The following is a 268-nucleotide window of genomic DNA, read 5'->3' on the forward strand; positions in this document are numbered from 1 at the left end:
CTTTTAATCATGCTCAGAGCCAATCACCCAGCGGGTTAATAGCAGCTGGTAGCCACACCCGGCAGTTAGTAAAAATGATGTTTGATGAACTTATAAAAGATTACTGCTATTGCGACTTTGAAAATGAAATTAGTGTATCAGAGCTCGCTACCTACTTGCATGATCATCATAAAATTAAAGGCGTATTATTTAACCGTGTTGATTACTTACTTGGCGATGATAAACAGCGCTTTATTTATAACTCACTACACAAAAGTCGCTTTTTAGT

1 protein-coding gene is annotated in these 268 nt (G+C 36.9%); it reads left to right on the forward strand.

From position 1 onward, the window contains the following. A partial coding sequence (locus tag AAEY83_RS15535; RefSeq protein WP_351060364.1) for a hypothetical protein occupies positions 1–268 on the forward strand: 268 nt, incomplete at both ends.

Source organism: Psychrobacter sp. TB20-MNA-CIBAN-0197 (assembly GCF_040309765.1).
GTDB lineage: Bacteria > Pseudomonadota > Gammaproteobacteria > Pseudomonadales > Moraxellaceae > Psychrobacter > Psychrobacter submarinus.